Below are 4,577 nucleotides of genomic sequence, written 5' to 3' on the forward strand. Positions count from 1 at the left end.
TTTGCGTAGCGTGGGAAGCGCTCGGGCTCTAGGGGCCCGCGCCATCATGAACATCGATCTCATTCCCGTGGGCGACGATCCGCCCAACAGCGTCAACGTCATCATCGAAGTGCCGGTCGGCGGCGAGCCCGTGAAATACGAATTCGACAAGAAATCGGGCGCGATCTGGGTCGACCGGATCCTGCACACCCCGATGCGCTACCCGACCAATTACGGCTTCATCCCGCACACCTTGTCGCCAGACGGCGATCCGCTCGACTGCATGGTCGTCGCCCGCTCCCCGTTCGTCCCCGGCTGCATCGTCAGGGCCCGGCCGATCGCGGTGCTGCTGCTCGAGGACGAAGCCGGCGGCGACGAGAAGATCCTGGCTGTGCCCGACCAGAGCACCTTCCCTTATTACGAGAAGGTGGAGGAAGCCGACGACCTGCCCGACATCGTCCGCCAGCAGATCGAGCATTTCTTCACCCACTATAAGGATCTGGAGCCCGAGAAATGGGTGCGGGTCGGCCGTTGGCTCGGCAAAGAGGACGCCTGCCGCATCATCAGCGAGGCCGTGGAGAGGGCGCAAACGTCTAAAGACAAAGCATAATAGAGCGGCAGCCGAAGGGCTGGACGGAGGCTTGAAGACTCGCCAAGGGGAGCGGAAAGGCATTCCGCTTCCTGGAGAGTCCCCCTTGCGCAACCTTATCCTCATCTCGCTGGCGGCTGCCCTCGCGGCCCCCGCAACCGCCCAGGTGCAGCCCAACTGGACCCGGCCGCAGCCGCTCGAGCGGACCAGCCGCATCCCGGCCGCGCGCGACATTCCCTATCCCGGCACTCTGACGATCCACGTCGATGCGACCGACACCGCCCGTGCCGTCTATCGGGTGCGCGAGACGATCCCGGTGCAAGGCGCCGGGCCGCTCGTCCTGCTCTATCCCGAATGGCTGCCGGGCAACCACGCGCCCCGCGGCCCGATCGCGAGCATCGCCGGCCTCAAGATCAGCGCCAACGGCAAGCCGATCGCCTGGCGCCGCGACCCGGCCTACGTCTACGGCTTCCATGTGGACGTTCCGCAGGGCGTGAAGACGCTCGATGTCGAGTTCCAGCACCTTTCGCCGACGCAAGGAGCGCAGGGGCGGATCACGATGACGCCGGACATGCTGAACGCGCAGTGGGAGAAGATGTCGCTCTATCCGGCCGGCTATTACGTCCGGAACATCATGATCACGCCCAGCATCACCATCCCGGAAGGCTGGAGCGCCGCCACCTCGCTCGACGTCGCTTCGAAGCGCGGCAACCGGATCACCTACAAGACGGTCGATTACGAACGGTTCGTGGATTCGCCGCTGTTCGCAGGCCGCTACTACCGCCGCGAGCAGCTGGCGCCCGACGTCAACCTCAACATCTTCGCCGACCGGCAGGAGGACCTCGCCGCCACACCCGAGCAGATCGCGGCCCACCGCCGCCTCGTCGAGCAGGCGATGAAGCTCTACGGCGCCAACCACTATGACGAATATGAATTCCTGCTGGCGCTGACCGAGCAGCTCGGCGGCATCGGCTTGGAGCATCTCCGATCATCGGAGAACAGCCACCCGCGCGACTATTTCACCGGCTGGAACAGCGGCTCGGCGGGCCGCGATCTCCTCGCCCACGAATATAATCACAGCTGGAACGGCAAGTATCGCCGCGGCGCCGACCTGTTCACGCCCGATTACCGGACGCCGATGGAGAACAGCATGCTCTGGCTCTACGAGGGCCAGACGCAATTCTGGGGCAACATCCTCTCCGCGCGTTCGGGCATGATGCCGGTCCAGGACGTAAAGGACGAGCTTGCACGCACTGCGGCCTATTACGACATCCTGCCGGGCCGCTCCTGGCGGCCGCTGGTCGACACGACCAACGACCCGATCCTTTCGGCGCGGCGCCCGCAGCCCTGGTCCAGCTGGCAGCGGGCCGAGGATTATTACAGCGAAGGCATGCTGATCTGGCTCGACGTCGACAGCATCATCCGCGAGCGCACCGGCGGCCGGCGCTCGATCGACGATTTCGCCCGCGCCTTCTTCGGCGTGAGGCCCGACGATGAGGGGATCAACCCCTACACGTTCGACGACATCGTCCGGACGCTGAACGGCGTCGCGCCCTATGACTGGAACACGTATCTCCGTACCCGGACCGAGCAGACCGGCGCGGCCCCGCTCGACTGGATCAAGCGTGCGGGATACCGGCTCGTCTATCGCGACACGCCAAGCGCCTATTTCAAGTCCCGCGAAAAGGACCGGGAGATCCTGGACCTCACCTATTCGATCGGAGTCACGATCGGGAAGGAAGGCAATATCAGCGGCCTCGCCTGGGATTCGCCATTGTTCAACGAGGGGCTGACGAGCGGCACCCAGATCGTCGCGGTCAACGGGCGGAAATATTCGAACGACGACCTGAAGGGCGCGATCGCGGCCGCCAAGGGCACGAAGGAGCCGATCCGGCTGCTCGTCAAGAAGGGCGACCTCTACCGCACCGTCAATCTCGATTACCACGGCGGCCTTCGCTACCCGGCGCTCGAAAAGGTCGGCACCGGCGCCTCCACTCTCGACGCGCTCCTCGCGCCGCTCCCGTAAAGGAAAGGGACCAGATGCTTCGCAACCTCCTTCTCGCCGGCGCCCTCCTCGTTCCGGCCGCGGCCGCGGCCCAGCAGCAGCCGAGCGCAGTCGACCGCACCCGCGACGCCATCCGCCGCGTGGAAGCGCTGGAGCCGCGCGTGAATGCCGTCATCGCGCTCGAACCCGGTGCGATCGAGGAAGCCCGCGCGCTTGACCGCAACCGGCGCGCTCGCGGACCCTTGTTCGGCATGCCGATCATGGTGAAGGACAATATCGAGACGAAGGGAGCGCTTCCGACCACGGCCGGCAGCCTCGCCCTCGCGCAGAACATCACCGGCCGTGACGCGCCGCTGGTGGCGCGGCTGCGCGCGGCCGGCGCAGTGATCGTCGGCAAGACCAACCTTTCCGAGTGGGCGAACTTCCGTGATGGCGAATCCATCTCCGGCTGGAGCGCGGTCGGCGGCCAGACCCGGAACCCCTATGTGCTCAACCGCAACGCCTGCGGCTCGAGCACCGGCAGCGGGGTCGTGGTCGCCTCCGGCATGGTCCGCGCAGCGATCGGCACGGAGACCAACGGCTCGATCACCTGCCCTGCGTCCGTCAACGGCATCGTCGGCTTCAAGCCCACGGTGGGCCTCGTCAGCCGCACCTATGTCGTCCCGATCAGCCACAGCCAGGATACGCCCGGGCCGATGGCGGCTACGGTCCGCGAGGCGGCGATGGTGCTGACTGCCATCGCCGGAACCGATCCGGCCGACGCCGCGACGAAGGAAGCGGACCGCCGCAAGACCGACTATGCCGCCGCGCTTTCCGACAATTCGCTGCGCGGAAAGCGGATCGGCGTAATGCGCTTCGCCACCGGCTTCGGCACCGAGGCCGCGTTCGACGAAGCCCTTGCAACGCTCCGCCGGGAGGGCGCGATCCTGGTCGATATCGACAAGTTCGAGGGCATGGGGAAGATCGGCGGGGATTCCTACAAGGTGCTGCTGAGCGAGTTCAAAGCCGATCTCAACGCCTATCTCGCAACCACGCCGCCGACGGTGAAGACGCGGACGCTGGCCGATCTCATCGCCTTCAACAATGCCAACGCCGCGGCGGAGCTGCCGCTTTTCGGCCAGGACATCTTCGAAGGCTCGGAGAAGACGAAGGGCCTCGACGATCCGGACTATAAGGCCGCGCGGGCGAACTCGCTTCGGATGGCGGGCGCCGAGGGCATCGACAAGCTTCTCAAGGACAACAACGTCGTTGCCCTGGTCGGCCCCACGGTCTCGGCCGCGTGGCTGATCGAGCCGGTCCATGGCGATTATTATCCCGGCGGCGGCGCCGGCACGCTCGCGGCGGTGGCGGGCTATCCGCATCTCACGGTGCCGATGGGCGAGGTGAAGGGGCTTCCGGTCGGCCTCAGCTTCATGGGCCCGAAATGGGCGGACGCGCTGATCCTCTCGCTAGGCTACGATTACGAACAGGCCTCGCAGAAGCGGAAGGAGCCGCAGTTCCTGAAGGCTCTGGAGAACAGCCCGGAGGTCGAGCGCGCGTTCGAGGGGCAGCCGCTCAGGCGCTGACCAGCCTCAGGCCGACGATGCAGCCGATGAGGCCGAGCAGAAGCAGGATGCGGATCGATCCCAGCGGCTCGCCGAACCAGATCGCCCCCACCAGCACCGTCCCGAGCGCTCCGATGCCGCCCCATACGGCGTAGGCGGTGCCCATCGGGATGGTTCGCGCGGAATATTCGAGCAGGCCCATCGACAGCGTCACCGAGACCAGGAAGGCGATCGTCCAGGGGATGTTGCGGAAGCCCTCGACGAAGCGGAGGGAGGTGGTGAACCCCACTTCGAAGAGCCCGCCGATAATGAGAAGGATCCAGGCCATCAGGCGCCGGGCTCCACGCCGGGCAGCGGCGCCGAGCTCGGCCGGGCGGCAACGAGGCAGGCGGCGACGATCATGGCGGCTCCGATCAGGGTGAGGGGGCGGACCGGCTCGGCGAAGAAGAGGAAGCCGAAG

4 protein-coding genes are annotated in these 4,577 nt (G+C 66.4%); 3 read left to right on the top strand and 1 reads right to left on the bottom strand.

Annotation, left to right across the window (positions count from 1 at the left end; translation table 11 throughout):
• Positions 1-46: 46 nt before the first annotated feature.
• From ppa to VF662_RS13675, 3 genes are all read left to right on the top strand, one after another.
• Entirely contained in the window at positions 47-589 is a 543-nt protein-coding gene (gene ppa, locus VF662_RS13665; RefSeq protein WP_464142223.1) for an inorganic diphosphatase, read from the top strand.
• Between the two features lie 85 nt (positions 590-674).
• On the top strand, positions 675-2,594 hold the full coding sequence (locus VF662_RS13670) for a M61 family metallopeptidase (RefSeq protein ID WP_464142225.1): 1,920 nt from the start codon (positions 675-677) through the stop codon (positions 2,592-2,594).
• A 14-nt stretch (positions 2,595-2,608) separates the two neighbouring features.
• Entirely contained in the window at positions 2,609-4,138 is a 1,530-nt protein-coding gene (locus VF662_RS13675) for an amidase (RefSeq protein ID WP_464142227.1), read from the top strand.
• On the opposite strand, the gene VF662_RS13680 is transcribed toward VF662_RS13675, so the two are convergent.
• A complete protein-coding gene (locus VF662_RS13680) occupies positions 4,128-4,445 on the bottom strand; it encodes a DMT family transporter (RefSeq protein WP_464142229.1) in 318 nt (105 codons plus the stop codon). The genes VF662_RS13675 and VF662_RS13680 overlap by 11 nt on opposite strands.
• Between the last annotated feature and the right edge of the window lie 132 nt (positions 4,446-4,577).

Origin of the sequence: Allosphingosinicella sp., assembly GCF_036387215.1 — a bacterium.
Lineage (GTDB): Bacteria > Pseudomonadota > Alphaproteobacteria > Sphingomonadales > Sphingomonadaceae > Allosphingosinicella.

What these genes read in the sequence shown, in the direction of transcription:
- ppa (WP_464142223.1), top strand. Translation starts at nt 47, where the DNA reads ATGAACATCGATCTCATTCCCGTGGGCGACGATCCGCCCAACAGCGTC.
- VF662_RS13680 (WP_464142229.1), bottom strand. Translation starts at nt 4,445, where the DNA reads ATGGCCTGGATCCTTCTCATTATCGGCGGGCTCTTCGAAGTGGGGTTC.
- VF662_RS13675 (WP_464142227.1), top strand. Translation starts at nt 2,609, where the DNA reads ATGCTTCGCAACCTCCTTCTCGCCGGCGCCCTCCTCGTTCCGGCCGCG.